This window comes from Pseudomonas corni (genome assembly GCF_057128765.1).
In genome coordinates this window covers 39362-65194 of sequence record NZ_JBSKHW010000021.1, presented here as the reverse complement: position 1 = coordinate 65194, position 25833 = coordinate 39362, and the positions used below count along the sequence as shown (strand labels likewise).

Below are 25833 nucleotides of genomic sequence, written 5' to 3'. Positions count from 1 at the left end.
CTTGACCACTGGTTGCGCAGCCCGTAGAGCGGCTCACCTGTTGAGAGGATAAGTATCATGGCTTACAGCGAAAAGGTCATCGACCACTACGAGAACCCGCGCAACGTCGGCAAGATGAACGCGGAAGATCCTGATGTTGGCACCGGCATGGTCGGCGCGCCAGCTTGCGGCGACGTTATGCGTCTGCAGATCAAGGTTAACGAGCAGGGCATCATCGAAGACGCCAAGTTCAAGACCTACGGCTGCGGTTCTGCGATCGCTTCCAGCTCCCTGGCAACCGAGTGGATGAAAGGCAAGACTCTGGACGAAGCAGAGACCATCAAAAACACTCAGCTCGCCGAAGAACTGGCCCTGCCGCCGGTGAAGATTCACTGCTCGGTACTCGCAGAAGACGCTATCAAGGCGGCCGTTCGCGATTACAAGCTGAAGAAAGGCCTGCTCTAAGCAGTCTTTTGCGAAGTATGCGTTCAGTAACAGCTGTGAAGTAAGGAGTTCAAATGGCTATCAGCATGACAGAAGCTGCCGCTAAGCATGTGCAGCGCTCCCTCTCGGGTCGTGGCAAGGGTGACGGCGTGCGCCTGGGTGTTCGCACCACGGGCTGTTCGGGCCTGGCTTACGTGCTTGAATTCGTGGATGCGCCGGAAAGTGAAGATACCGTTTTCGAACTTCACGGCGTCAAAGTGATTATCGACCCCAAAAGCCTGGTTTACCTCGACGGTACTGAGCTTGATTTCGTCAAGGAAGGGTTGAACGAAGGTTTCAAGTTCAATAACCCTAACTCACGCGGCGAATGTGGCTGCGGCGAAAGCTTCAAAATCTGAGGCTTATTGTGGGTACTCCTTGTCACTTCGCTTTATTCGACCTGCAGCCTGCGTTTCTTGTCGACCTTGATCTGCTCGCGACGCGTTACCGCGAATTGGCCCGTGGCGTGCACCCAGACCGCTTTGCTGATGCTTCCGAGCGTGAGCAGCGTGTTGCGCTGGAGCGTTCGGCGAGCCTTAACGACGCCTATCAAACCCTCAAAAACGCGCCCAAACGGGCTCGGTATTTGTTGGCGTTGAATGGCGGCGAGGTGCCGCTGGAAGTCACCGTGCATGATCCCGATTTTCTTCTGCAGCAGATGCAATGGCGCGAAGAGCTCGAGGATTTGCAGGACGAGGCTGACCTGGAAGGTGTCGCGGCGTTCAAGAGTCGATTGAAGACCGCACAGCAAGAACTGAACGAAAGCTTCGCAGCTTGTTGGGATGATGCCGCACAGCGTGAGCAAGCCGAAAGGCTGATGCGCCGTATGCAGTTTCTCGACAAGCTCTCCTACGAAGTGCGCCAGCTGGAAGAGCGCCTCGACGATTAACCCCGCGCTGCCTTTGGCTGCGCGCCTGTGAAATCAGAAAAGCAATGGCTCTACTGCAGATCGCCGAACCTGGCCAAAGTCCACAACCTCACCAGCGCCGTTTGGCCGTCGGGATTGATCTCGGCACCACCAACTCGCTGGTTGCTGCATTGCGCAGTGGTGTTTCCGAACCGCTGGCCGATACTGACGGTGAAGTTATCCTGCCGTCCGCTGTCCGTTATCACGCCGATCGCGTGGAAGTAGGGCAGTCGGCCAAGCTTGCCGCCGCCTCCGATCCCCTCAATACGATCATCTCGGTCAAGCGTCTCATGGGGCGTGGCATTGCTGACGTGAAGCATTTGGGTGAGCAGATGCCTTACCGCTTCATCGGCGGCGAATCCCACATGCCGTTCATTGACACGGTTCAGGGCCCTAAAAGCCCGGTTGAAGTGTCCGCCGACATTTTGAAAGTTCTGCGTCAGCGCGCTGAAGCCACTTTGGGCGGTGAGCTGGTGGGAGCGGTCATTACCGTCCCTGCATATTTTGACGACTCCCAGCGTCAGGCCACCAAGGATGCGGCGAAGCTGGCCGGTCTGAATGTACTGCGTTTGCTCAACGAGCCGACTGCAGCTGCCGTTGCGTATGGCCTGGACCAAAATGCCGAAGGCATCGTCGCTATCTACGATCTGGGCGGCGGTACTTTTGATATCTCGATTCTGCGACTGACTGGCGGCGTATTTGAAGTCATGGCCACTGGCGGCGACAGCGCGTTGGGTGGTGATGATTTCGATCACGCCATCGCCAGCTGGATCATTGCCGAAGCGGGCCTTTCCGATGATCTGGATCCTTCGGCTCAGCGTAGCCTGTTGCAAGCTGCGTGCGCGGCGAAAGAAGCGCTGACCGACAGCCAGTCGGTTGATGTTGCCTACGGCCAATGGAGTGCAGTTCTGACCCGTGAAGGCTTTAACGGCCTGATCGAATCGATGGTCGCGCGCAGCCTCAAGGCTTGCCGTCGCGCTGTTCGTGATTCCGGTATTGAACTCGATGAAGTCGAAGCGGTGGTCATGGTGGGCGGTTCTACCCGAGTGCCCCGCGTGCGTGACGCCGTAGCAGAGATGTTCGGGCGTCAACCGCTGACCGAGATTGATCCTGATCAGGTGGTTGCCATCGGCGCGGCTATTCAGGCTGATACTCTCGCTGGCAACAAGCGCGACGGCGGCGAATTGCTGCTGCTGGATGTGATTCCGCTGTCGTTGGGGCTCGAAACCATGGGCGGCTTGATGGAAAAGGTGATTCCGCGCAACACCACTATTCCCGTCGCCCGCGCCCAGGACTTCACCACTTATAAAGACGGCCAGTCGGCCATGATGATTCACGTTTTGCAGGGCGAGCGTGAGCTGATCAGCGATTGCCGTTCGTTGGCGCGTTTTGAGTTGCGCGGCATTCCAGCCATGGTTGCCGGTGCTGCGAAAATCCGTGTCACCTTTCAAGTCGACGCCGACGGTCTGCTTAGCGTTGCTGCCCGCGAACTGGCGTCAGGTGTGGAATCGAGCATTCAGGTCAAGCCATCCTACGGCCTGACTGACGGCGAAGTCGCTCGCATGCTCAAGGATTCGTTTCAATACGCCAGCGACGACAAGGTAGCCCGTGTTCTGCGCGAGCAGCAGGTTGATGCCGAGCGCCTGCTCGAAGCTGTCCAGGGCGCGCTTGATGCCGACGGCGAGCGCTTGCTGGATGCCGAAGAGCGCATGGTCATTGATCTGCAGATGGATGAACTTCGTGAATTGATGAAGGGCACCGACGGTGCGGCCATTGAGCAGCAGACCAAGCGTCTGTCGCAAGTGACTGATGCCTTCGCTGCCCGTCGCCTGGACTCGACGGTGAAGGCCGCCCTGTCAGGACGCAACCTGAATGAGATTGAGGAATAACTGATGCCGCAGGTCATATTTCTGCCACACGCCGAGCATTGCCCGGATGGCATGGTTGTAGAAGCGGAGGTCGGTCAATCGATTCTCGAACTGGCTCATGAGCATCACATCGAGATCGAAAGTGCTTGTGGTGGGGTCTGCGCGTGCACCACTTGTCACTGCATCATCCGTGAGGGCTTTAACTCACTTGAAGAAGCGGATGAGTTGGAAGAGGATTTCCTGGATCGTGCCTGGGGTCTGGAGGCGCATTCCCGGCTGTCCTGCCAGGCCAAGGTCGGGACGCAGGACCTGACGGTCGAAATCCCGAAATACTCCCTCAACCATGCCGCCGAAGCGCCGCACTGATTCAGGAAGCCAGTCATGAGCTACGGTTGGAATGACGTTCAACGGATTGCAGAAGAGCTGGCCGAGGTCCATCCGGGCGTCGACCCTTATTCTGTGAGTTTCGTGAAGCTACCGCAGATGATCAAGCAACTGCCGGATTTCGATGACACCTCTGGCCGGGTAGGCGAGAAGGTGTTGGAGGCAGTCCAGACGCTTTGGGCCGACGAAATAGCCTGATCATTTTTGCACGTTAGGCAATACACCAGAACCCGCGTATAATTCGCGGGTTTAATTTTTCGCATTAATCACTGTTTCTGGAGTTACACCATGGCTGTTCAACGTACTTTCTCGATCATCAAGCCTGACGCTGTTGCTAAAAACGTTATCGGCGAGATCACTACCCGTTTTGAAAAAGCCGGTCTGCGCGTTGTCGCTTCGAAGCTCAAGCAACTGTCCAAGGCCGAAGCAGAAGGTTTCTACGCTGAGCACAGCGCTCGCGGTTTCTTCGGCGACCTGGTTGCTTTCATGATTTCCGGTCCGGTTGTCGTTCAGGTTCTGGAAGGCGAAAACGCTATCGCTCTGAACCGCGAACTGATGGGCGCTACCAACCCTAAAGAAGCTGCAGCTGGCACCATCCGTGCTGACTTCGCTGATTCCATCGACGCCAACGCTGTTCACGGTTCCGATTCCGAAGCAGCCGCTGCTCGTGAAATCTCGTACTTCTTCGCAGCTACCGAAGTAACCGCTCGATAAGCCTTTTGGCCAACGAGCGAGGGTGAATTCATGACAGCATTGACTGGCAAAACAAACCTGTTGGGTCTGACCCAGCCGGAAATGGAAAAATTCTTCGAGTCAATCGGGGAAAAACGCTTCCGCGCCGGTCAGGTAATGAAGTGGATTCACCATTTTGGCGTCGATGATTTCGACGCCATGACCAACGTCAGCAAGCCCTTGCGCGAGAAGCTCAAGAACCAGGCCGAAATTCGTGGTCCTGAAGTCGTCAGCGAGGACATTTCTACCGACGGCACCCGTAAATGGGTCGTCCGTGTCGAGTCCGGCAGCTGCGTAGAAACCGTTTACATCCCTCAGGGCAAGCGCGGCACGTTGTGCGTTTCGTCCCAGGCGGGTTGCGCGCTGGATTGCAGTTTCTGCTCTACCGGCAAGCAAGGCTTCAACAGCAACCTCACCGCCGCCGAAGTCATTGGCCAAGTGTGGATTGCCAACAAATCTTTTGGCAGTGTCCCGGCAACCGTCGACCGCGCCATCACCAACGTGGTGATGATGGGGATGGGCGAGCCATTGCTGAACTTCGACAATGTCGTGGCTGCCATGCATCTGATGATGGATGACCTGGGTTACGGCATTTCAAAACGTCGGGTGACGCTGTCCACCTCCGGCGTGGTACCGATGATCGATGAGCTGTCCAAGCACATCGACGTCTCCCTGGCACTCTCGTTGCACGCACCAAACGACGCGCTGCGTAATCAGCTGGTACCGATCAACAAGAAATACCCTTTGAAGATGCTTCTCGAATCCTGCCGTCGCTACATGTCGTCGCTGGGCGAAAAGCGCGTGCTGACCATTGAGTACACCATGCTCAAGGACATCAACGACAAGGTCGAGCACGCGATCGAGATGATCGAACTGCTCAAGGACACTCCCTGCAAGATCAACCTTATTCCGTTCAATCCGTTCCCGCACTCGGGATACGAGCGTCCGAGCAATAACGCAATTCGCCGTTTTCAGGATCAATTGCATCAAGCCGGTTATAACGTCACCGTGCGCACCACACGCGGTGAGGACATCGATGCCGCCTGTGGTCAGTTGGTCGGGCAAGTCATGGATCGCACTCGTCGCAGCGAACGCTACATCGCTGTCCGCGAACTCAGTGCTGAGGCCGAAGGGGCTCAGATCGCTGCGTCCCGCAACTGACTGCGATAATTGACTGAGAGGATCTCTATGTCCCTGCGCGCTGCGCTATTGCTGTGTCTTGCCACGTTGCTGGTGGGTTGCGTTTCATCCGGCAATGTTGATCCGCTGAGTACCAGCAAGGGTCGAGACGAGGCACGTCAGGCCTATGTGCAGTTGGGGCTGGGTTACTTGCAGCAGGGGCAAGTCGAACGGGCCAAGGGGCCGCTCAAGAGTGCGCTTGAGCTGGACAGCTCCGACGCCGATGCCAATGCCGCGCTGGCACTGGTGTTTCAGGCCGAGCAAGAGCCGGAACTCACAGACAAGTACTACGCCAAAGCGTTGTCCTCTCGCCCCAAGGACGCCCGGATCCTCAATAACTACGGCAGCTTTTTGTACAGTCAGAAGCGGTACAAAGACGCCTACGAGCGATTCCAGCAGGCGGCCAATGACAACCTTTATGCCGAGCGTGCACGGGTGTTTGAAAACCTTGGCATGACAGCAGTTATGCTGGGCGACCGGGAAGGAGCTCGAGAGCATTTCTCAAAAGCGTTGCGTCTGGATCAACAGCAGCCGCGTTCATTGCTGGAAATGGCTGAGTTGTCTTACGAAGACAGGCATTATGTGCCAGCACGCGACTTTTACGACCGGTTTAGCCAACTCGCCGAGCAAAATGCACGTAGTCTCCTGTTGGGTACGCGGTTGGCGAAAATCTATGATGATCGTAACAAGGCAGCCAGTTATGGCCTGCAACTAAAAAGACTCTATCCCGGTACGCCGGAATATCAGCAATACCTGTCGGAGCAATGATGAAAGCGGCGCATCCCGAAGTTGTAGCAGCCACTCGCACCAATCCTGGGGAGACCTTGCGTCAGGCCCGCGAGAACAAAAACTGGTCGCTGCCAGATGTGGCCTTAAGGTTGAACCTGACCGTGATGTCCTTGAGCAATCTGGAGACCGGCAATTTCGACAAGCTGCCCGGTCACACATTCGCCAGGGGCTATATCCGCGCGTACGCCAAATTGATGGATTTGGATCAGGCGGCTCTGGTCAGTCAGTTCGATCAGTACACCGGCACCGACGGCAAAGGCAGCAATGTTCACGCGTTGGGTCGTATCGAAGAGCCGGTGCGTTTGTCCCATAACATTTTGCGGATCGTCAGCCTGTTGCTGCTGGTTGCCTTGGTTGGCGGCGGTTTCCTGTGGTGGCAGGATCAGGCAGCGATGCGCGGCAAAGAGCCCGCCAGCATTGGCATGGAACATGTAGAAGTCGAAAGCGCTGACGGCACCACGCAGATTCACCCGCTCGATGAGCCCGAAGATCAGGCCGTCGCGGACTCGCAGAACGGCAATTCCTCGCCTCTGCCGCTCAACAACAGTGAGCCGGTTGCCGGCGCGTCAACGCCTGCCGCGCCAATTACCGCATCACCTTCAACGGTGCCTGCGACTACGGCAACCGCGCCGGTCCACGGCACAACGACGCCAGCTACTCCGGTCGCACCTGCACACGCAGCGCCAGCCCCAACGGCCGCAGCGCCTGTCACCGCCCCGGCAGCGACGGCTGAAGCTGCCCCTGTCGCGGCCGGTGCTGGTCAGGTCCAGGTTCAATTCACTGCCGACTGCTGGACTCAGGTCACTGACGGCAACGGCAAGGTCCTGACCAGCGGCCTGAAGCGCAAGGGCGACAGTATCGACGTCAATGGCAAGCCGCCCCTGACCCTGCGCCTGGGCTACGCCCGCGCAGCTCAAGTCAGTTACAACGGCCAGCCAGTAGATGTCGCACCTTTCACCAGCGGCGAAACTGCTCGCCTGAAGCTAGGGCAATAAGTCATGCACGGCGAATCACCGATCAAGCGTCGCGAATCTCGTAAAATCTGGGTCGGCTCCGTGCCGGTCGGCGGAGATGCGCCGATTGCAGTGCAGAGCATGACGAACAGCGACACCAATGACGTCGCGGCCACGGTCGCTCAGATCAACCGTCTCGAAGCTGCCGGCGTGGATATCGTCCGCGTGTCCGTGCCGGACATGGACGCCGCCGAAGCCTTTGGTCGTATCAAGCAACTGGTCAAAGTCCCGCTGGTTGCCGACATCCATTTCGATTACAAGATCGCGCTGCGCGTTGCCGAACTTGGGGTTGACTGTTTGCGTATCAATCCGGGCAACATCGGTCGTGAAGACCGGGTGCGCGCGGTGGTGGATGCTGCCCGTGATCGCGGCATTCCTATCCGCATCGGTGTGAACGCCGGGTCACTTGAAAAAGACCTGCAGAAAAAGTACGGCGAGCCAACGCCTGCAGCGCTGGTAGAATCCGCGCTGCGGCACGTCGAGCACCTCGACCGCCTGGATTTCCAGGACTTCAAGGTCAGCGTAAAAGCCTCGGACGTGTTCATGGCCGTCGAAGCGTACCGTCTGCTGGCCAAACAAATCGTGCAACCGCTTCACCTGGGCATCACTGAAGCAGGTGGTTTGCGTTCAGGCACAGTGAAATCGGCCGTCGGCCTAGGTATGCTGCTCGCCGATGGTATTGGCGATACCATCCGCATTTCGCTGGCAGCTGATCCGGTCGAAGAAGTAAAAGTCGGTTACGACATCCTCAAGTCCCTGCGCCTTCGTTCCCGTGGCATCAACTTCATCGCCTGCCCGAGCTGCTCGCGGCAGAACTTCGATGTGGTCAAGACCATGAACGAGCTGGAGGGGCGACTTGAAGATTTGCTGGTGCCGCTGGACGTTGCGGTGATCGGCTGTGTGGTTAATGGTCCCGGTGAAGCGAAAGAAGCGCACATCGGTTTGACCGGTGGCACGCCGAACCTGATCTACATCGACGGCAAGCCTGCGCAAAAGTTGACCAATGACAATCTGGTGGATGAGCTGGAACGTTTGATCCGTCAGAGAGCGGCCGAGAAGGTCGAGGCCGACGCCGCCTTGATCTTGCGCAGCTGACAGTGCCGCCCACCCAGTTTCTAAGGATTTTTTGTGAGTAAGCCTCTGCAAGCCATTCGTGGCATGAACGACCTCCTGCCGGAGCAGACGCCGCTGTGGCGCTATTTCGAAGGTACGGTTGCGCGCCTGCTGGATAACTACGGTTATCGCCAGATTCGTATGCCGATTGTCGAGTTCACCGACCTGTTCAAGCGTTCCATCGGTGAAGTGACCGACATTGTCGAAAAAGAGATGTACACCTTCGAAGATCGTAACGGCGATTCCCTGACCCTGCGTCCTGAAGGCACGGCAGCTTGCGTTCGGGCGGTGCTGGAGCACGGCATCATCGGCGGTGGTCAGGTTCAGAAGCTTTGGTACATTGGCCCGATGTTTCGTCACGAACGTCCGCAGAAAGGTCGCTATCGTCAGTTTCACCAGATCGGCCTGGAAGTGTTCAACCTCGACGGTCCGGACATCGACGCCGAGCTGATCGTCTTGACGTGGCGTCTGTGGAAGCTGTTGGGCATTCGCGATGCGGTGAAACTGGAACTCAACAGCCTGGGCACCAGTGAAGCGCGTGGTCGCTATCGCGAAGCGCTGGTCGAGTTCCTCTCGGCTCGTCTGGGCCAGTTGGACGAAGACAGTCAACGCCGGCTGAAAACCAACCCATTGCGCGTGCTGGATACCAAACACCCGGATACGCAGGCTGTTCTGGTGGATGCGCCGAAGCTGGCTGACTATCTGGATGACGAGTCACGCATCCACTTCGAAGGTTTGAAAGCGCGTCTGGATGCCGCTGGCATTCCCTACGTGATCAACCCAAAGCTGGTTCGCGGCCTGGATTACTACAGCAAAACCGTATTCGAGTGGGTTACCGATCAATTGGGTTCCCAGGGCACAGTGTGTGCCGGTGGCCGGTATGACGGCCTGGTCGAGCAAATGGGTGGCAAGCCTACCTCTGGCGTGGGTTTCGCCATGGGTATCGAGCGCTTGATCCTGCTGCTTGAAACACTGGGGCAAGTTCCCGAAGAGATTTCGCGCACGGTCGACGTTTATGTGTGTGCCTTCGGCGAAGCTGCCGAACTGGCAGCGCTGGCGCTGTCCGAGCGTCTACGTGATCAGGCTCCTGCCTTACGTCTGCAAGTCAATGCTGGCGCTGGCAGCTTCAAAAGCCAGTTCAAGAAGGCCGACAAGAGCGGCGCCTTGTATGCGCTGATCCTCGGTGACGAAGAACTGGCGCGCAAGGAAGTGGGCGTCAAGCCTTTGCGCGGTCAGGGCGAACAACAAAATATTGCCTGGGATGCTCTGTCCGAGCACCTGGCCACCTGCATTGTGCAGGGTTGAAGCTGACAAACAGCGGATTTAGCGAATAGGAGTATTGGGGTGTCGAGTACCGATGATGAACAGCTGGTGGCGGTCAAGGATTGGTGGCAGCGTAATGGCAAGCCACTGGTAACTGGCGGTCTCCTCGCGCTGATCGTGGTGTTGGGCTGGCAAGCCTGGCAAAAGTATCAATCCAATCAGTCGCAGGGCGCTTCAGCCCTCTACCAGCAATTGCTGGAAACCGCGCTGACACCAAGCGGTCAGGCAGATGCCGGCCGTGTGGCGGAAATCGCTGGCAAGCTGAAAAGCGATTTTGGCGGGACTCCCTACGCCCAGTACGGCAGCCTTTTCGTTGCTAAAGTCGCGGTTGATACGGGCAAGCTTGACGATGCTGCCGCTGAGCTGAAAGGCGTGGCGGACAAGCCTGCGACCCCGACGCTAGGTGAGATCGCTCGTCAGCGTCTGGCCCGTGTTCTGGCTGCTCAGAACAAGCCAGAAGACGCACTGAAACTGCTCGACGGCCAAGCTGATAAAGCGTTCCTTGCTGCCCGTGAAGAACTGCGTGGCGATCTGCTGGTTCAGCTGGGTCGCACGGACGATGCGCACGCTGCCTACGAAAAAGCTAAAGCCGCGCTGTCTGAAGAAGCTGCGGTCGGTGGCCTACAAATGAAGCTCGACGATCTGGCGAAAGGGGATGCGTGACGTGATTCGTTGGAAACATGCAGCATTGCTGGCTCTGGCCGTACTGGCCGCGGGTTGCAGCAGCAACAGCAAAAAGGAATTGCCTCCGGCCGAGCTGACCGACTTCAAAGAAGAAGTGGTTCTGCAAAAGCAATGGAGCCGCTCGGTCGGTGACGGTCAGGGCGAGACCTATAACATGCTGATTCCGGCGATCGAAGGCGAAAACATCTTTGCCGCCGACACCACCGGTGTCGTTATGTCGGTCAAGCGCTCCACCGGCGATGTGGTCTGGAAGAAAGAACTCGACAAGCCTGTCTCCGGCGCCGTTGGCGTTGGCTTCGGCATGGTCATGGTCGGCACGCTCAAGGGCGAAGTCATCGTTCTTGACGAGTCTACTGGCGAAGAAAAATGGCACGCCCGTGTGACCAGTGAAGTCTTGGCCGCACCATCAACCAACGGCGACGTGGTAGTGGTTCAGACTCAGGATGACCGCGTGGTTGGTTTCGATGCGGCCACCGGTACTCAGCGCTGGATCTACGAAAGCACACCAGCGGTCCTGACCCTGCGTGGCACCGGTGCACCTATCGTCACCAATCACCTGGCGATTGCTGGCCTGTCCACTGGCAAGGTTGTTGCGCTTGAGACCAGCAACGGTGTTCCGGCGTGGGAGCAGCGCGTAGCGATTCCACAAGGTCGCTCTGAGCTGGATCGCGTGGTTGATATCGACGGTGGTCTGCTGTTGTCTGGCGGTACGCTTTACGTCGCAACCTACCAGGGTCGTGTTGCCGGTCTGGAACTGGAAAGCGGGCGCGTGCTCTGGCAGCGTGATGCGTCGAGCTACGCTGGTGTAGCTCAAGGTTTTGGGAGCGTTTACGTGAGCCTGGCCAACGGCACAGTTGAAGGCATCGATGAGCGTTCTTCCACTGCACTGTGGAGCAACGATTCGTTGGCCCGCCGTCAGTTGGGCGCGCCGGAAGTGTTCTCCAGCTACGTCGCGGTCGGTGACATGGAAGGCTATCTGCATCTGCTGAGCCAGGTCGACGGTCGTTTCGTCGGTCGCGAGAAGATTGACAGCGATGGCCTGCGTGCCCGTCCGCTGGTATCGGGCAACACTATTTACGTCTTTGGCAACAGCGGTAAGCTTGAAGCCCTGACGATCAAGTAGTGGCTGTCTATGCTGACGGGACTTCCAGTGAGGTGTCCCGCCAGCAGCCTTGCTCCGGCAGGGCTCGCGACACGTTAAGTGTCGCGCCGAACTCCGGCCGCTGCCTTGCAGCGGCTTTTGTATTTTCTGAAATAACGAAGTGGAGAGCCGCATGGTTCCCGTAATCGCCCTGGTGGGTCGACCGAACGTCGGCAAGTCCACCTTGTTCAACCGCCTGACCAGGACTCGCGACGCTATCGTCGGCGATTTGTCCGGTCTGACCCGTGATCGCCAATACGGTGAGGCCAAGTGGCAAGGGCGCAGCTACATCCTGATCGACACCGGCGGTATCTCCGGTGATGAACACGGCATGGACGAAAAGATGGCCGAGCAGTCGCTGCTGGCCATCGAAGAAGCCGACGTCGTGCTGTTCCTCGTTGACGCCAAAGCCGGTTTCACTGCTGCTGACCAAATGATTGGCGAGCACCTGCGCAAGCGCAACAAGACCTCTTACGTGGTGGCCAACAAGGTCGATAACATTGACCCGGAACTGGCCCGGGCAGAGTTCAGCCCGTTGGGCATGGGCGATGCGATCCCGGTTGCCGGTGCGCATGGCCGTGGCATCACGCAGATGCTGGAAATCGCTCTTAGCTCGTTTCCAAAAGACGATGACGAAGAAGAGGGCGAGCCGGAAATCGTCGCTGAAGGCGAAGAAGCCAAGCGCATCCCGGGCCCGAGCGAAAAAGACGGCATCAAGATCGCCATCATCGGTCGTCCCAACGTTGGTAAATCGACGCTGGTCAACCGCATGCTCGGTGAAGACCGGGTCATCGTGTATGACGAGCCGGGCACCACGCGCGACAGTATTTACATCCCGTTCGAGCGTAACGACGAGAAGTACACGCTGATCGATACGGCCGGTGTGCGCAAACGCGGCAAGATCCACGAGGAAGTTGAAAAGTTCTCGGTGGTCAAAACCCTGCAGGCGATCAAAGACGCCAACGTGGTGATCTTCGTGATGGACGCGCGCGAAGGCGTGGTTGACCACGACTTGAACCTGCTGGGCTTTGCTCTGGAAGCGGGTCGTGCCTTGGTTATCGCACTGAACAAGTGGGATGGCATGGTGCCGAGCGAACGCGACTACGTGAAGACCGAGCTTGAACGCCGGTTGTTCTTCGTCGACTTCGCTGACATTCATTTCATCTCGGCGCTGCACGGGACTGGCGTGGGCAACCTGTACCAATCGGTGCAGAACTCGTTCAAGTCCGCAGTCACCCGCTGGCCAACCAGCCGCCTGACCCAGATTCTGGAAGATGCGGTCAGCGAGCATGCGCCACCGATGGTCGGTAGCCGACGCATCAAGCTGCGTTACGCGCACTTGGGTGGCGCCAACCCGCCACTGATCGTGATTCACGGTAACCAGGTCGACAAGGTCCCTAAGTCCTATGTCCGCTATCTGGAAAACACCTATCGCCGCGTTCTGAAGCTAGTCGGTACGCCGATCCGCATCGAGTTCAAAGGCGGCGAGAACCCGTATGAAGGCAACAAGAACACGCTGACTGACCGTCAGGTCAACAAGAAGCGTCGGATGATGTCGCACCACAAGAAAGCCGACAAGAAGCGCCGCGACAAGCGCTGATCATGTAACGGGCTTTCTCCGAAAAGGCGCCAATGGCGCCTTTTTTTGTGCGCGCGGTCTGAGCTATCCTGCGGGTCCCCGTGCCGTCCAGGAGCCGGGTGTGGAGCAGGACACCTCATGATCACCAGCAAATTGCCGAACGTTGGCACCACCATTTTCACCGTGATGTCTCAGCTTGCAGCCGAAACCGGCGCGATCAACCTTTCCCAGGGGTTCCCCGACTTCGACGGCCCGGACGCGCTGCGCGAGGCGCTCTGCCGTCACACCATGGACGGCCACAACCAATACGCGCCGATGACCGGGTTGCCTGCACTGCGCGAGCAAGTAGCAGCCAAGATTGCCCGTTCCTACGGCCGTCAGGTCAATGTCGACACCGAAGTAACCATTACGCCCGGCGCCACCCATGGGATTTTCTGCGCGATCCAGACCGTCGTTCAGGCGGGGGACGAAGTCATCGTCTTCGATCCCAGCTACGACAGTTACGAGCCGTCGGTTGAACTAGCCGGTGGGCGTTGCGTGCATGTGCAACTCAAGCAGAGCGATTTCTCGATTGACTGGGAACAACTCAGTGCAGCCCTGAGCCCACGTACGCGCATGATCATCATCAATTCGCCGCATAACCCGAGCGGTGCATTGATTACTCGCAGCGAACTGGACCAGTTGGCGGCGTTGATTCGGGATCGCGATATCTACCTGGTCAGCGACGAAGTCTATGAACACCTGGTGTTCGACGGTGTGAAGCACGCCAGCGTTTTGGCCCATGAAGAGCTGTATCAGCGAGCGTTTGTGGTCAGCTCGTTCGGCAAGACCTATCACGTCACTGGCTGGAAGACCGGCTACGTCGTGGCGCCGCCAGCACTGACTGCCGAGATGCGCAAGATCCACCAGTTTGTTGGTTTCTGTGGTGTCACGCCTTTGCAGTGGGCATTGGCTGACTTCATGGCGCAGCACCCCGAGCATGTCGAGGAGCTGCCGGCGTTCTATCAAGCCAAACGCGATTTCTTCTGCAATCAGCTGGAGTCGTCGCGCTTTATCTTCACGCGTGCCCAGGGCACTTACTTTCAGCTCGTCGACTATTCGGATATTCGACCGGACTTGAACGACGTCGACATGTCGTTGTGGATGACCCGTGAGCATGGCGTCGCGAGCATCCCGATTTCTGTGTTCTACCAAAAGCCGCCTGAAGGCCAACGCTTGATTCGTTTGTGTTTTCCCAAGCGCGAAGAGACGTTGCGCCAGGCTGCGGAGAAATTATGCGCGATCTGAGCTTGCTGCCCGATCTCAACCTGGCGTTGGTGCAGACCACCTTGGTCTGGCACGACTGTCCGGCCAATCACGCGCACTTCGATGAGCTGTTGAGCGAAGTGCGTGATGTGGATCTGGTGGTCCTGCCGGAGATGTTCACCACCGGGTTTTCTATGGAGTCCGAAACGCTGGCCGAGCCTGTACAGGGCGTGACCTCAGCCTGGATGCTGGCTCACGCCAGGCGGCTGAACGCGGTCGTTACAGGTAGCGTTATCGTGCGTGCCGATGATGGAAGCCACCGCAACCGCCTGCTTTGGGCGCGCCCCGACGGTGAGTTACTGCACTACGACAAGCGCCACTTGTTCCGGATGGCAGGAGAGCATGAGCACTACAGTGCTGGCGAGCGCCAAGTGCAGTTCGAGCTCAAGGGTTGGCGAATTCGACCGCTGATTTGCTACGACCTGCGTTTTCCGGTCTGGAGTCGCGACGCTCACAACACGGACCTGTTGCTGTACACCGCCAATTGGCCTGGGGCGAGAAGGCTGCACTGGAACCGTTTGCTCCCAGCGCGGGCGATCGAAAACCTGTGCTACGTGGCGGCGGTGAATCGTGTTGGCACCGATGGCAAAGGTTTCTCCTACACCGGCGACAGCCAAGTGCTGGATTTTCAAGGTGAGAGCTTGCTGAACGCAGGGGCGGCGGATGGGGTCTTTCAAGTCAAGCTGTCGGCCGAGAGCCTTGGCGCGTATCGGACCAAATTCCCGGCATGTCTCGACGCTGATACATTCGAGATACAGTAATGCTATGAAGTCGGGGCGTTGATGGTCGATACCGGTAGTACCAAACCCGGAGTTCAGTCATGACCACGATCAACGCCTCTTCCCTCACTTACGCCAGCTCCTTCAACGTCACTGTGAAGAAAGACGTTGCCACCACCGCGGACGCCGACGCCGCTACCACTACCTCGGCAACAGCGAGCGACTCTAGCGGCGCAACCGATAAAACCGGCGCACCCAGCGGGGCAGCAGGGGCGAGCGGGGGTTCCAGTTCATCGAGCAGCAGCACCAGTGAAGCGGCGATCGAGAAGCTGGAACAGCAAATCAAGGAAACCGAAAAACTTCTGCAGGAGCAACAGGAGCAACTGGCTGCTGTTCAGGCAAGCAAAGGTTCGGACGAAGAAAAGTCCCAGCGGTTGATGGCTATTCAGGCTCAGGTTGCGAGTACCAGTGCATCGCTCGCCACTCAGCAAGGGGCACTCCTGCAACTGCAGCAGTCAGGGAGTATCAACACCACCGCTTGATCTGCGTAGATACGGTGGCCTTTGCGTGGAGAAAGGCCGTCGATCGGCAACATTAAAAACACTCACCGGCGCACTTCAGATTGACGTGCCATGGCCGATATCGCCTGTAATAAAACAGGAGTTCAGCCATGACCATCATTAATACGAGTTCTTTGGGGTCGTATTCCAGCGTGTTCGCTGCTGGTGTTAAAACGGATAACTCTCAAGTCAGCGATGCCACTACAGTGAGCGTCGATTTGCGTGGCACCGTAATGAAACCCGCCGGGGCGGCTGGCAAGGCAGAGTCCTCCGAAAGCCTCACGCCTTCGCAGCAGGCGATCAAGCAGCTGCAGGAGCAGATCAAAGAGACCCAGAAACGTCTACTGGAGCAGCAGCAACAGTTGGCTGTTGCGCAAAACAGCAAGTTGCCTGAGCCAGAAAAAGGCCAGCAAGTAATGGCTATCCAGCAACAGGTTTCGGGCACCATGGCCCAACTGGCAGCACAGCAGGCTGCATTGCTTGAGTTGATGAAAGGCAGCGTCAGCACGACCGCTTGATGGCCCTGCTCAACAAAAAGGCCCCGAAGTCTGTACTTCGGGGCCTTTTTATTTCTCGACTTCAGTAGGAGCTAACTTGTTCGCGAGAGATCTTGGCCGACAGACCGCTTCGGCTGCCTCGCCAACAAGTTAGCTCCTACAGATTCAGCACTTAGGCGGCCTTGGCTTCAGCCTGAACCAGCGAACGGTTCAAGGCGCTGAACAACGCGCGGAAGCTGGCGGTAGTGATGTTTTCGTCGATGCCTACCCCGTGGACCGCACGATCACCGTTCACCCGCAGTTCAATGTAGGCCGCAGCTTTTGCCGTGGTGCCAGCGCCAATCGCGTGCTCGTTGTAATCCATGATCTCGACGCCCACCGGCAGGCTGGATACCAACGCTTCGAGGGCGCCGTTGCCTTTGCCTCTCCAGTGCAGGTTGGTCTCGCCATCGCCCTTGGCCGATACCTCGACTTCGACGGCGCTGTGACCGTTTTCTTCCTGCAGACGATGGCTGACAAGCGCGTAGGGCTTGTTGGCTTGCAGGTATTCCTGCTTGAACAGCGCATAAATCTGCTGGGCGCTCATTTCCAGACCCAAACGGTCGGTCTCGCCCTGAACTACCTGGCTGAACTCGATCTGCATGCGGCGCGGGAGGGAGATGCCGTATTCCTGCTCCAGCAGATAGGCGATGCCACCCTTGCCCGACTGGCTGTTGACGCGGATAACGGCCTCGTAGCTGCGGCCAATGTCAGCTGGATCAATCGGCAAGTACGGCACTTCCCACACGGCGTCGGGTTTCTGCTGCGAGAAGCCCTTGCGTATGGCGTCCTGGTGCGAGCCGGAGAACGCCGTGTGGACCAGGTCGCCCACGTACGGGTGACGTGGGTGAACCGCGATCTGGTTGCACTCTTCGACGACTTTGCGCACGCCGTCGATATCGGAGAAGTCCAGTTGTGGGTTCAGACCTTGGGTGTACATGTTCAATGCCACTGTCACCAGATCGACGTTACCGGTGCGCTCGCCGTTGCCGAACAGGCAACCCTCGACACGATCGGCGCCGGCCATCAGTCCCAGTTCAGTGGCTGCCACGCCAGTGCCACGATCATTATGGGTGTGCAGGCTGATGATTACGCTGTCGCGGCGAGTGATGTTGCGGCTGAACCATTCGATCTGGTCGGCATAGATGTTTGGCGTGGCCACTTCGACCGTAGCGGGCAAGTTGAGGATGACCTTGTTCTGCGGCGTTGCGTTCCAGACCTCAATCACGGCGTCGCAGACTTCCTTGGCAAACTCCAGCTCAGTGGCGCTGAAGGTTTCAGGGGAGTACTCGAACTGCCATTGGGTCTCTGGCTGCAGGGCCGCATATTTGACGAACAGTTTGGCGGCGCTTACTGCGATTTCCTTCACGCCCGCTTTGTCTTGGTTGAAGACAATGCGACGGAAAGAAGGGGAGGTGGCGTTGTACAGGTGAACGATGGCCTTCTTGGCGCCCTTCAACGATTCAAAGGTCCGCGCAATCAGATCTTCACGGCCTTGGGTGAGGACTTGAATGGTGGTGTCGTCCGGGATGTGCCCGTCTTCGATCAGGGTGCGCACGAAGTCGAAATCGGTTTGAGATGCTGCTGGGAACGATGCTTCGATTTCCTTCACGCCGACCTGAACCAGGGTTTTCCAGAAGCGCAGTTTTTTGACCGCATCCATCGGCTCGATCAGCGATTGGTTGCCGTCACGCAAGTCAGAACTGCACCAGATAGGCACTTGGGTAATGGTCTTGGAAGGCCAGGTGCGATCGGCCAAATCGATGACCGGGAACGCACGGTACTTGGTCGAGGGATCTTTGAGCATGGTCATGTGAGCAGTCCTTTAAATACTGAGGGCCGAAAAAAGGCGGCCAGCCGCTTGAAGCATAGACAGGGGTCGAGGCACCGCAATTAGCTTGGCAGTCGTGCACTGACGAGGCTGAGACAGCGATGCTGACGCAGCAGAATGAGGGTGTGAGAGATTTTCATAACGGCCACGGTATCCAATGGGGTGAAAGGTGGCAAGCTGTTGAGGAAAATTGGTAAGAATGTGCATAAAGTGCAGGTTTTCGAGATTATGCTGCGTCTATCGTCCGCTTAGCGAGATTTTATTGCTGCACACCAACGACCGCCGCAATGCTGTCAATTGTAGGAGCGCGCTTGCCCGCGATGACGTCATACCAAGCGGCATTACGTCGTCTAGAAAACCGCTATCGCGGGCAAGCGCGCTCCTCTAGATGGAAGTGTTAAGGCTGGAACGCGCCGATAAATATCGCCGGGTCCACGCGCGCATCATTCAGGCTGACATTCCAGTGCATGTGCGGCCCGGTTGCCCGGCCTGTGGAGCCGACACGGCCAACAATCCCGCCGCGAGGTACGGCATCACCGACCTTCACGTCGATCTTCGACATGTGGCAGAACATGCTGATGAAACCCTGGCCGTGGTCTACAAAAACCGTATTGCCGTTGAAGAAGTAATTACCGATCAGAATCACCTTGCCCGCCGCTGGTGATTTGATTGGCGTACCGGCAGGGACGGCGAAGTCCAGCCCCGCATGAGGGTTGCGCTCTTCGCCGTTGAAGAACCTGCGCACGCCAAACTTGCTCGACAGCGGCCCGTTCACCGGTTTATCAAGAATAAGATTGCTTGGCGTGCCTGGGCTGAAACTGCGATAAGCCTGAACCTGCACCGCCAGTTCACCTTCGATGCGTTTCAGGTCATCCGGGTTAGGGTTCACCTGACGCTGGTTTTTCAACGTGATGCGCTGCTCGGGGTAGGTCTTGTTACCCACAACGAAGGACAGATTACGGTTGCCGCCCGCATCTTTGGCCACCAATTGCTGAGTACCGGGTTTGACTGTCAGCGGTATGCCGACAATCGCCAGCCAGCGGTTGCCTTGCTCCTTGACCACCATGACCGGTTTGCCCTGATAAGAGGCTTTTGGCGCTTCGGTTCCTGTGCCCAGATCCACCACCGCGACGCCACCGGGAACCGACTTGTTCAAGGCGCGGGTAATAAAGCTTTCGGCGGGTGCTGCGGCAAAAGCGGGCATGATCAGGCAAGCGGCCAGCGCGACAGTGGTGAAAAATCGAGTCATACCGAGCATCAATAGATCAATCCAGTAGAGAGAGGGTAACGGGGGTGAGGTGGTTGTCCTCGACTCGAACAAGCAACTCGCCTTCGCCCAGTTTTGCCGTCAGGCGCTGGCCGGTTTTGGTCTGCCCGGCGCTGCGAATGGCATGTCCTTTATCGTCCAGCAAAATGCTGTACCCGCGACCCAGCGTTGCAAGCGGGCTGACAACGTTAAGCGTCTGCACCTGATTTTGCAGCTGCAAGCGACGGGTCTTCAGATTGTCCCTGATGGCTTTCGGCAGACGCTCAGCCAACACATCCAGGCGCTGGCGCAGGAAAGCCAGCGTGCGTCCGGGATGTTGCGCCGCCAGTCTGCTTTGCAGATGACTCATACGCACCTGGCGCTTGTGCATCTGTTGCTCGAACGCGCGGCGCATGCGCATGTCCAGATCGTCCAGACGCTGTGCCCGTTGACGCAGACGCTCGCCGGGATGTCGCAAGCGGCGGGAAATACCGTCCAGTCGCAGTTGCTCGCGCATCAACCGGTCCTGCATGCGGCTGATCAAGCGACGCTGCAGGCTGTCGACCCGGCGATGCAGGTCGCTGGAGTCGGGTGCCAGCAGTTCGGCGGCCGCTGACGGCGTAGGGGCACGGACGTCGGCGACGAAATCGCTGATCGACACATCCGTTTCATGCCCTACAGCGCTGACAATCGGCGTTACGCAGGCGTCGATGGCGCGCGCCACTGCCTCTTCGTTGAAGCACCATAAGTCTTCGAGAGAGCCGCCGCCGCGCGCGAGAATCAACGCGTCGAATCCACGACCGTCTGCCAGTTTCAGCGCACGCACGATTTGCGCGATGGCCTCGCGGCCTTGCACAGCGGTGGGAATGAGGGTCAGTTCCACTTGCGGCGCGCGACGACGAAAGACGCTGATGATGTCGCGGATCACCGCCCCTGTGGGTGAGCTGATGATCCCGATGCGCCGTGGGTGCAACGGCAGCGCGACCTTGCGTTCGGCACTGAATAATCCTTCGGCGCTGAGTTTTTCTTTCAGCGCATCGAAGGCCAGGCGCAGCGCACCATCACCTGCTGGCTCAACGGTGTCGAGAATCAGCTGATAATCGCCACGGCCTTCAAACAGCGAGACCTTGCCGCGCACCTTAACGGCCAGACCATCTTTCAATGCCTGACGCACTCGGGCTGCACTCTGCCGGAACAGCGCGCAGCGCACCTGGGCGCCGGTGTCCTTAAGCGTGAAATACACGTGGCCGGAAGCGGGTCGAGACAGATTGGATATTTCGCCCTCTACCCAGATGTTGGAGAACACATCCTCCAGCAGCACACGAGCGCGGCCGTTGAGCTGGCTGACGGTGAGGACTTCCCGGTCGAGGCCGAGTCTTGCGAAGGGGTCTTTGATCATGGCGGGCATGATAAAGGCAATGGGGTGATCGTCACCACAGGAGATGGGCGCCACTGTTTGCCAGAACGGCGCCAATTTTCCGTAGGAGCCAACTTGTTGGCGAGACGCTTACAAAGTCAGCCCGAAAAATCCCCTCTCGAACAAGTTCGCTCCTACAGAACATGTTCGGCATTTCTTCTATGTATATTTCTTTCGTGTGGTTAAAGTCTGCCCCCATTATTTCCCGTCAATCTGTTCAGAAAGGAGGCGCTGTGACCGTTGCCGGGCTGTTGGGCGAGTTCAGTCATCAGCTGGGGTTCACCCCAATGGATTGGCTGATCATTGAGCTAGGCGTGATCGCCGCCTATCTGGTGTTCGCCATCGCAGGCTTTGGCACTGCTCTGGTGGCAGGCCCTGTTTTGATTCACTTCATGCCCTTGTCGCGAATCATCCCGCTGCTGGTGATGCTCGACTTTCTTGCCGCCTTCAGCCACCTGCTACCTTCTCGGCAACAGGTGGTCAGGTCCGAGCTATTGAGGATGGTTCCATGCATGGCCGTGGGCTGCACGCTGGGTGTGCTGTTTCTGCTCAATCTCAAGTCCGATCTGCTGCTGTTGCTCATGGGCATATTCCTCATTGCCTACTCGGTCTACAGCCTCGCCATCAAGGTCCGACCGACTCAGCTGTCGGCAGGCTGGGCGATCCCGATGGGCACAGTAGGCGGATTGTTTGGCGCGCTCTTCGGCAGTGGCGGCTTTCTATATGCGATTTACCTCAATGGGCGACTGACCGATAAAAGTCAGGCTCGCGCTACGCAGAATGCACTGATCAGTTGCAGCACCATCGTGCGCTTGAGCCTGTTCGTGATCACCGGGGTGTACGCGCAGATTTCCCTGCTGTTGCTGGCTGTGTGCATTCTGCCTGCGATGATTATTGGCTCCTGGATCGGGCGTCGTCTGGTCATGAAACTCTCACGAGAAATGTTCGTGCGACTGGTTACCTGGCTGGTGCTGGTCAGCGGAATCACCCTCATTGGCCGCTATCTGGCGGGCTGATGGCTAAACTTGACCTTAGCGACGACAGCATTAAGCTGCCGCACTCAGTTGACCGTCAGCGACAGGCCAGGCCATGAACACCCAAAGCATCATCGTCCCGCAAATCTCCAACTTCCCGGCCCGCGAAGCCAAGGCCCGCGCCATCTTGCGCTGGCTGGTAAAGCTGGACGTGGTCGAAGAAGCCCTGAGTACCTGCGGACGCAGCTATAACAAGATGGCCTACGCGATTGCCCCCGGCGCCAGACGCTTCGTCAAACATCCAGATGCGCTGCCTTATGGCAAAGAGGTCAATGGTCTGGAGATTGTGCTCAAGCGCTGCATCTATACACCGCAGCAGGGGTTTGTCGAAGAGGCGGGCTGTCCCGAGTGTCGTCGAGAGATCGGTGAGGCGCTGTTCGACAGTCTCGAAGAGTGGATGCCGGGTCAGACCGATAACTTTATTTGCCCCGAATGCCGGCATGAAGACGATATCAACGGCTTCATGTTTCTTGATCCCTGTGGATTCTCCAATCTTGGGTTCATCTTCAATGACTGGCTTGAAGCTGACTTCAAGCAGAGTTTTCTGGATGATTTTGCCGAGCGTCTTGATCGGCCGGTGTCTTTCGTCAAAGTGCGGCTTTGACACCAGCGTTACAGCTGCGATTGGCGATAGAGCGCGTCGATCACGGTCATTCTTAAATAGACTGATCTTTACATTGAGCACCGGCACCTCTGTGGGTATAATGGCGCGCTTCCAATTTCCCGCTCGGGAGCCCCCGCGATGCTGCGTATCAGCCAAGAAGCTCTTACATTCGACGACATTCTCCTTGTGCCCGGTTATTCCGAGGTACTCCCTAACGAAGTCAGTCTGAAAACCCGTTTGACCCGTGGCATCGAACTGAATATCCCCCTCGTTTCTGCTGCAATGGACACCGTCACTGAAGCCCGTCTGGCAATCGCCATGGCTCAGGAAGGTGGCATCGGGATTATTCACAAGAACATGACCATCGAGCAGCAAGCTGCCGAAGTCCGCAAGGTCAAAAAGTTCGAAGCCGGCGTAGTGAAGGACCCGATCACCATCGAGGCCGACGCTACGGTTCGCGATTTGTTCGAACTCACCCGCCAACACAATATCTCCGGTGTACCGGTCCTGCATGACGGCGAACTCGTCGGCATCGTGACCTCGCGCGATGTGCGCTTTGAAACCCGTATGGAAGCCACCGTTCGTGAAGTGATGACGCCTAAAGAACGTCTCGTCACCGTACGTGAAGGCGCCGACAAGTACGAAGTACGTGATCTGTTGCACAAGCACCGCCTGGAAAAAGTCCTGATCGTCGACGCCAAGTTCGCGCTCAAGGGCATGATGACCGTCAAGGACATCGAGAAATCCAAAGCCTACCCACTCGCCAGCAAGGACGATCAAGGTCGTTTGCGCGTTGGCGCGGCAGTCGGCACCGGTAAAGACACTGGCGAGCGCGTCAGCGCACTGGTCTCGGCCGGCGTAGACGTCATCGTCGTCGATACTGCGCACGGTCACTCCAAAGGTGTGATCGATCGCGTTCGCTGGGTCAAGCAGAACTTCCCTGACGTGCAGGTGATTGGCGGCAACATCGCCACCGCCGCTGCCGCCATCGCGTTGGTCGAGGCGGGCGCAGATGGCGTCAAGGTCGGTATCGGTCCTGGCTCCATTTGCACCACGCGCATCGTTGCTGGTGTCGGCGTTCCGCAAATCAGCGCCATCGCCAACGTGGCAGAAGCACTGAAAGGTACTGACGTTACCTTGATCGCTGACGGCGGCATCCGCTTCTCCGGCGACCTGTCCAAAGCCATCGTTGCTGGCGCGAACTGCGTGATGATGGGTTCGATGTTCGCCGGTACTGAAGAAGCACCGGGTGAAATCGAGCTGTTCCAGGGTCGTTCGTACAAGGCTTATCGCGGTATGGGTTCGCTGGGCGCGATGTCTCAGACCCAAGGCTCCTCGGACCGCTATTTCCAGGATTCGTCCGATGGCGCCGAGAAGCTGGTGCCTGAAGGTATCGAAGGTCGCGTGGCCTACAAGGGTTCGCTGACCGCCATCGTTCACCAGTTGATGGGCGGCCTGCGTTCTTCCATGGGTTACACCGGCAGCGCCAACATCGACGAGATGCGCACCAAGCCGGAATTTGTGCGCATCACTGGCGCTGGTATGGCTGAGTCTCACGTTCACGACGTGCAGATCACCAAGGAAGCGCCGAACTATCGCGTCGGCTAACGCCTCCAGCCGCAAGTTATAAGCCACAAGCTACAAGCGATCCGTGGCGGTAGCGCCTCACCGCGCAGCCGCCACGGATCTGCAGCTCCCTCAATACCCTTGCAGCTTGAAGCTTAAGGCTTGAAGCTGCTACATCAGAGACCTCTCATGGCCCTCGACATTCACGCCCACCGTATCCTTATCCTCGACTTCGGTTCCCAGTACACCCAGTTGATCGCCCGCCGCGTGCGTGAGATTGGCGTTTACTGCGAGCTGCATCCGTTCGACATGGACGATGAAGCGATTCGCGAATTCGCACCGCGCGGGATCATCCTCGCCGGCGGTCCGGAGTCTGTGCATATGGCTGACAGCCCGCGTGCGCCACAGGCGGTGTTCGACCTTGGTGTTCCGGTGTTCGGCATCTGCTACGGCATGCAGACCATGGCCGAGCAGTTGGGCGGTCGCGTTGAAGGCTCCGAGATGCGCGAGTTTGGCTACGCCCGTGTCGACGTTGTCGGCAAGAGCCGCGTACTCGACGGCATCGAAGACCACGTCGATGCAGACGGCGTTTTCGGCCTCGACGTGTGGATGAGCCACGGCGACAAAGTGACTCAGATCCCCGAAGGCTTCCACCTGCTGGCTAGCACCCCAAGCTGCCCGATCGCTGGCATGGCTGACGACACTCGCGGTTACTACGGCGTGCAATTCCACCCTGAAGTGACCCATACCAAACAGGGCGGTCGCATCCTCTCGCGCTTCATCCTCGACATCTGCGGCTGCGAAGCGCTGTGGACCCCTTCGAAGATTGCCGAAGACGCCATCGCTCAAGTCCGCGCTCAAGTCGGCACCGACAATGTGCTGCTGGGCCTGTCCGGCGGCGTCGATTCTTCCGTGGTCGCGGCGTTGCTGCACAAGGCCATTGGCGATCAGCTGACCTGCGTCTTCGTCGACAACGGCTTACTGCGCCTGCATGAAGGCGAGCAAGTGATGGCCATGTTCGCCGAGAACATGGGCGTCAAAGTGATCCGTGCCAATGCTCAAGACCAGTTCCTCAACAACCTGGCAGGCGAAAGCGATCCGGAGAAGAAGCGCAAGATCATCGGTCGCACCTTCATCGACGTCTTCGATGCCGAGTCCTGCAAGCTGGACAACATCAAGTTCCTCGCCCAGGGCACGATCTATCCAGACGTGATCGAGTCGGCTGGCGCCAAAAGCGGCAAGGCCCACGTGATCAAGTCGCACCACAACGTGGGCGGCCTGCCGGAAGAAATGAACCTGAAACTGGTCGAGCCCCTGCGCGAACTGTTCAAGGATGAAGTGCGTCGTCTGGGTCTGGAACTCGGCCTGCCGTACGACATGGTCTATCGCCACCCATTCCCGGGGCCGGGTCTGGGCGTGCGTATCCTGGGTGAAGTGAAAAAGGAATACGCCGACCTGCTGCGTCGCGCTGACCACATCTTCATCGAAGAGCTGCGCAAGGCCGACTGGTACCACAAAGTCAGTCAGGCGTTCGTCGTGTTTCAGCCCGTGAAATCCGTGGGTGTTGTAGGCGATGGCCGTCGTTACGCGTGGGTTGTTGCACTGCGAGCCGTTGAAACCATCGACTTCATGACCGCACGTTGGGCTCACCTGCCATACGAGCTGCTGGAAACCGTCAGCGGTCGCATCATCAACGAAATCGAAGGCATCTCCCGCGTCACCTACGACGTGTCGAGCAAGCCGCCTGCGACGATTGAGTGGGAATGATGCAAACAGCGCCGAAGCCATTTCGGCGCTGAAACGTTTTGACCCATAAGGGCAGCCCAGGCTGCCCTTATTTT

Annotated in this window: 26 protein-coding genes; 23 read left to right on the top strand and 3 right to left on the bottom strand. The window is 57.9% G+C overall.

Going from position 1 to position 25833, the window contains the following annotated elements:
• Positions 1 to 57 precede the first annotated feature (57 nt).
• From iscU to ACWKV9_RS25370, 19 genes are all read left to right on the top strand, one after another.
• Positions 58 to 444 carry a Fe-S cluster assembly scaffold IscU gene (gene iscU, locus ACWKV9_RS25460; protein WP_037012495.1) on the top strand — a complete coding sequence of 129 codons (387 nt, stop codon included), beginning with the start codon at positions 58 to 60 and terminating at the stop codon, positions 442 to 444.
• 53 nt (positions 445 to 497) lie between these two features.
• Positions 498 to 821 (top strand): iron-sulfur cluster assembly protein IscA, encoded by a 324-nt coding sequence (gene iscA, locus ACWKV9_RS25455; protein WP_483838867.1) that lies wholly within the window; start codon positions 498 to 500, stop codon positions 819 to 821.
• Between the two features lie 8 nt (positions 822 to 829).
• Positions 830 to 1351, top strand: a complete 522-nt coding sequence (gene hscB, locus ACWKV9_RS25450) for a co-chaperone HscB (RefSeq protein WP_483838866.1) — start codon at positions 830 to 832, stop codon at positions 1349 to 1351.
• Between the two features lie 44 nt (positions 1352 to 1395).
• Positions 1396 to 3258, top strand: a complete 1863-nt coding sequence (hscA, locus tag ACWKV9_RS25445; protein ID WP_483838865.1) for a Fe-S protein assembly chaperone HscA — start codon at positions 1396 to 1398, stop codon at positions 3256 to 3258.
• A 3-nt stretch (positions 3259 to 3261) separates the two neighbouring features.
• Positions 3262 to 3603, top strand: a complete 342-nt coding sequence (fdx, locus tag ACWKV9_RS25440) for an ISC system 2Fe-2S type ferredoxin (RefSeq protein WP_483838864.1) — start codon at positions 3262 to 3264, stop codon at positions 3601 to 3603.
• Between the two features lie 15 nt (positions 3604 to 3618).
• Positions 3619 to 3819, top strand: a complete 201-nt coding sequence (gene iscX / locus ACWKV9_RS25435) for a Fe-S cluster assembly protein IscX (protein WP_483838863.1) — start codon at positions 3619 to 3621, stop codon at positions 3817 to 3819.
• 90 nt (positions 3820 to 3909) lie between these two features.
• Positions 3910 to 4335: a nucleoside-diphosphate kinase gene (ndk, locus tag ACWKV9_RS25430; RefSeq protein ID WP_002552482.1), complete on the top strand. Its 426-nt coding sequence runs from the start codon at positions 3910 to 3912 to the stop codon at positions 4333 to 4335.
• A gap of 30 nt (positions 4336 to 4365) precedes the next feature.
• Entirely contained in the window at positions 4366 to 5514 is a 1149-nt protein-coding gene (rlmN, locus tag ACWKV9_RS25425; RefSeq protein WP_483838862.1) for a dual-specificity RNA methyltransferase RlmN, read from the top strand.
• Between the two features lie 27 nt (positions 5515 to 5541).
• A complete protein-coding gene (gene pilW / locus ACWKV9_RS25420) occupies positions 5542 to 6300 on the top strand; it encodes a type IV pilus biogenesis/stability protein PilW (protein WP_483838861.1) in 759 nt (252 codons plus the stop codon).
• A complete protein-coding gene (locus ACWKV9_RS25415) occupies positions 6300 to 7316 on the top strand; it encodes a RodZ domain-containing protein (RefSeq protein ID WP_483838860.1) in 1017 nt (338 codons plus the stop codon). Before pilW ends, ACWKV9_RS25415 begins: the two co-directional genes overlap by 1 nt.
• 3 nt (positions 7317 to 7319) lie before the next feature.
• Positions 7320 to 8429 carry a flavodoxin-dependent (E)-4-hydroxy-3-methylbut-2-enyl-diphosphate synthase gene (gene ispG / locus ACWKV9_RS25410; RefSeq protein ID WP_483838859.1) on the top strand — a complete coding sequence of 370 codons (1110 nt, stop codon included), beginning with the start codon at positions 7320 to 7322 and terminating at the stop codon, positions 8427 to 8429.
• Between the two features lie 33 nt (positions 8430 to 8462).
• Entirely contained in the window at positions 8463 to 9752 is a 1290-nt protein-coding gene (gene hisS, locus ACWKV9_RS25405; RefSeq protein WP_483838858.1) for a histidine--tRNA ligase, read from the top strand.
• 39 nt (positions 9753 to 9791) lie between these two features.
• A complete protein-coding gene (locus tag ACWKV9_RS25400) occupies positions 9792 to 10433 on the top strand; it encodes a YfgM family protein (protein WP_483838857.1) in 642 nt (213 codons plus the stop codon).
• Complete coding sequence (gene bamB / locus ACWKV9_RS25395) at positions 10426 to 11577, top strand: outer membrane protein assembly factor BamB (protein ID WP_483838856.1); 1152 nt, start codon at positions 10426 to 10428, stop codon at positions 11575 to 11577. The genes ACWKV9_RS25400 and bamB overlap by 8 nt, the downstream gene beginning before the upstream one ends.
• Positions 11578 to 11728: 151 nt before the next feature.
• Positions 11729 to 13195, top strand: coding sequence for a ribosome biogenesis GTPase Der (der, locus tag ACWKV9_RS25390; protein WP_483838855.1), 1467 nt, complete (start codon positions 11729 to 11731; stop codon positions 13193 to 13195).
• A gap of 117 nt (positions 13196 to 13312) precedes the next feature.
• A complete protein-coding gene (locus ACWKV9_RS25385; RefSeq protein WP_483838854.1) occupies positions 13313 to 14461 on the top strand; it encodes a pyridoxal phosphate-dependent aminotransferase in 1149 nt (382 codons plus the stop codon).
• Entirely contained in the window at positions 14449 to 15240 is a 792-nt protein-coding gene (locus ACWKV9_RS25380; RefSeq protein WP_483838853.1) for an amidohydrolase, read from the top strand. The genes ACWKV9_RS25385 and ACWKV9_RS25380 overlap by 13 nt, the downstream gene beginning before the upstream one ends.
• 59 nt (positions 15241 to 15299) lie before the next feature.
• On the top strand, positions 15300 to 15740 hold the full coding sequence (locus tag ACWKV9_RS25375; RefSeq protein WP_483838852.1) for a hypothetical protein: 441 nt from the start codon (positions 15300 to 15302) through the stop codon (positions 15738 to 15740).
• A 128-nt stretch (positions 15741 to 15868) separates the two neighbouring features.
• On the top strand, positions 15869 to 16276 hold the full coding sequence (locus tag ACWKV9_RS25370; RefSeq protein WP_483838851.1) for a hypothetical protein: 408 nt from the start codon (positions 15869 to 15871) through the stop codon (positions 16274 to 16276).
• Positions 16277 to 16427: 151 nt separating this feature from the next.
• On the opposite strand, the gene leuA is transcribed toward ACWKV9_RS25370, so the two are convergent.
• The 3 genes from leuA to xseA all read right to left on the bottom strand — a co-directional run bounded on the left by leuA (position 16428) and on the right by xseA (position 20770).
• The gene (gene leuA, locus ACWKV9_RS25365) at positions 16428 to 18107 is read right to left on the bottom strand and encodes a 2-isopropylmalate synthase (protein WP_483838850.1); all 1680 of its coding nucleotides are present in this window, start codon (positions 18105 to 18107) and stop codon (positions 16428 to 16430) included.
• A 415-nt stretch (positions 18108 to 18522) separates the two neighbouring features.
• A complete protein-coding gene (locus ACWKV9_RS25360; protein ID WP_483838849.1) occupies positions 18523 to 19374 on the bottom strand; it encodes a peptidoglycan DD-metalloendopeptidase family protein in 852 nt (283 codons plus the stop codon).
• A 16-nt stretch (positions 19375 to 19390) separates the two neighbouring features.
• Positions 19391 to 20770 (bottom strand): exodeoxyribonuclease VII large subunit, encoded by a 1380-nt coding sequence (xseA, locus tag ACWKV9_RS25355; protein ID WP_483838930.1) that lies wholly within the window; start codon positions 20768 to 20770, stop codon positions 19391 to 19393.
• A gap of 305 nt (positions 20771 to 21075) precedes the next feature.
• On the opposite strand from xseA, the gene ACWKV9_RS25350 reads away from it, so the two are divergent.
• From ACWKV9_RS25350 to guaA, 4 genes are all read left to right on the top strand, one after another.
• Positions 21076 to 21804: a sulfite exporter TauE/SafE family protein gene (locus ACWKV9_RS25350; RefSeq protein ID WP_483838929.1), complete on the top strand. Its 729-nt coding sequence runs from the start codon at positions 21076 to 21078 to the stop codon at positions 21802 to 21804.
• A 73-nt stretch (positions 21805 to 21877) separates the two neighbouring features.
• Positions 21878 to 22426: a sugar ABC transporter ATPase gene (locus ACWKV9_RS25345; RefSeq protein ID WP_483838848.1), complete on the top strand. Its 549-nt coding sequence runs from the start codon at positions 21878 to 21880 to the stop codon at positions 22424 to 22426.
• 138 nt (positions 22427 to 22564) lie between these two features.
• Positions 22565 to 24034 carry an IMP dehydrogenase gene (gene guaB, locus ACWKV9_RS25340; protein WP_483838847.1) on the top strand — a complete coding sequence of 490 codons (1470 nt, stop codon included), beginning with the start codon at positions 22565 to 22567 and terminating at the stop codon, positions 24032 to 24034.
• Between the two features lie 147 nt (positions 24035 to 24181).
• Positions 24182 to 25759: a glutamine-hydrolyzing GMP synthase gene (gene guaA, locus ACWKV9_RS25335; protein ID WP_483838846.1), complete on the top strand. Its 1578-nt coding sequence runs from the start codon at positions 24182 to 24184 to the stop codon at positions 25757 to 25759.
• Positions 25760 to 25833: the final 74 nt, after the last annotated feature.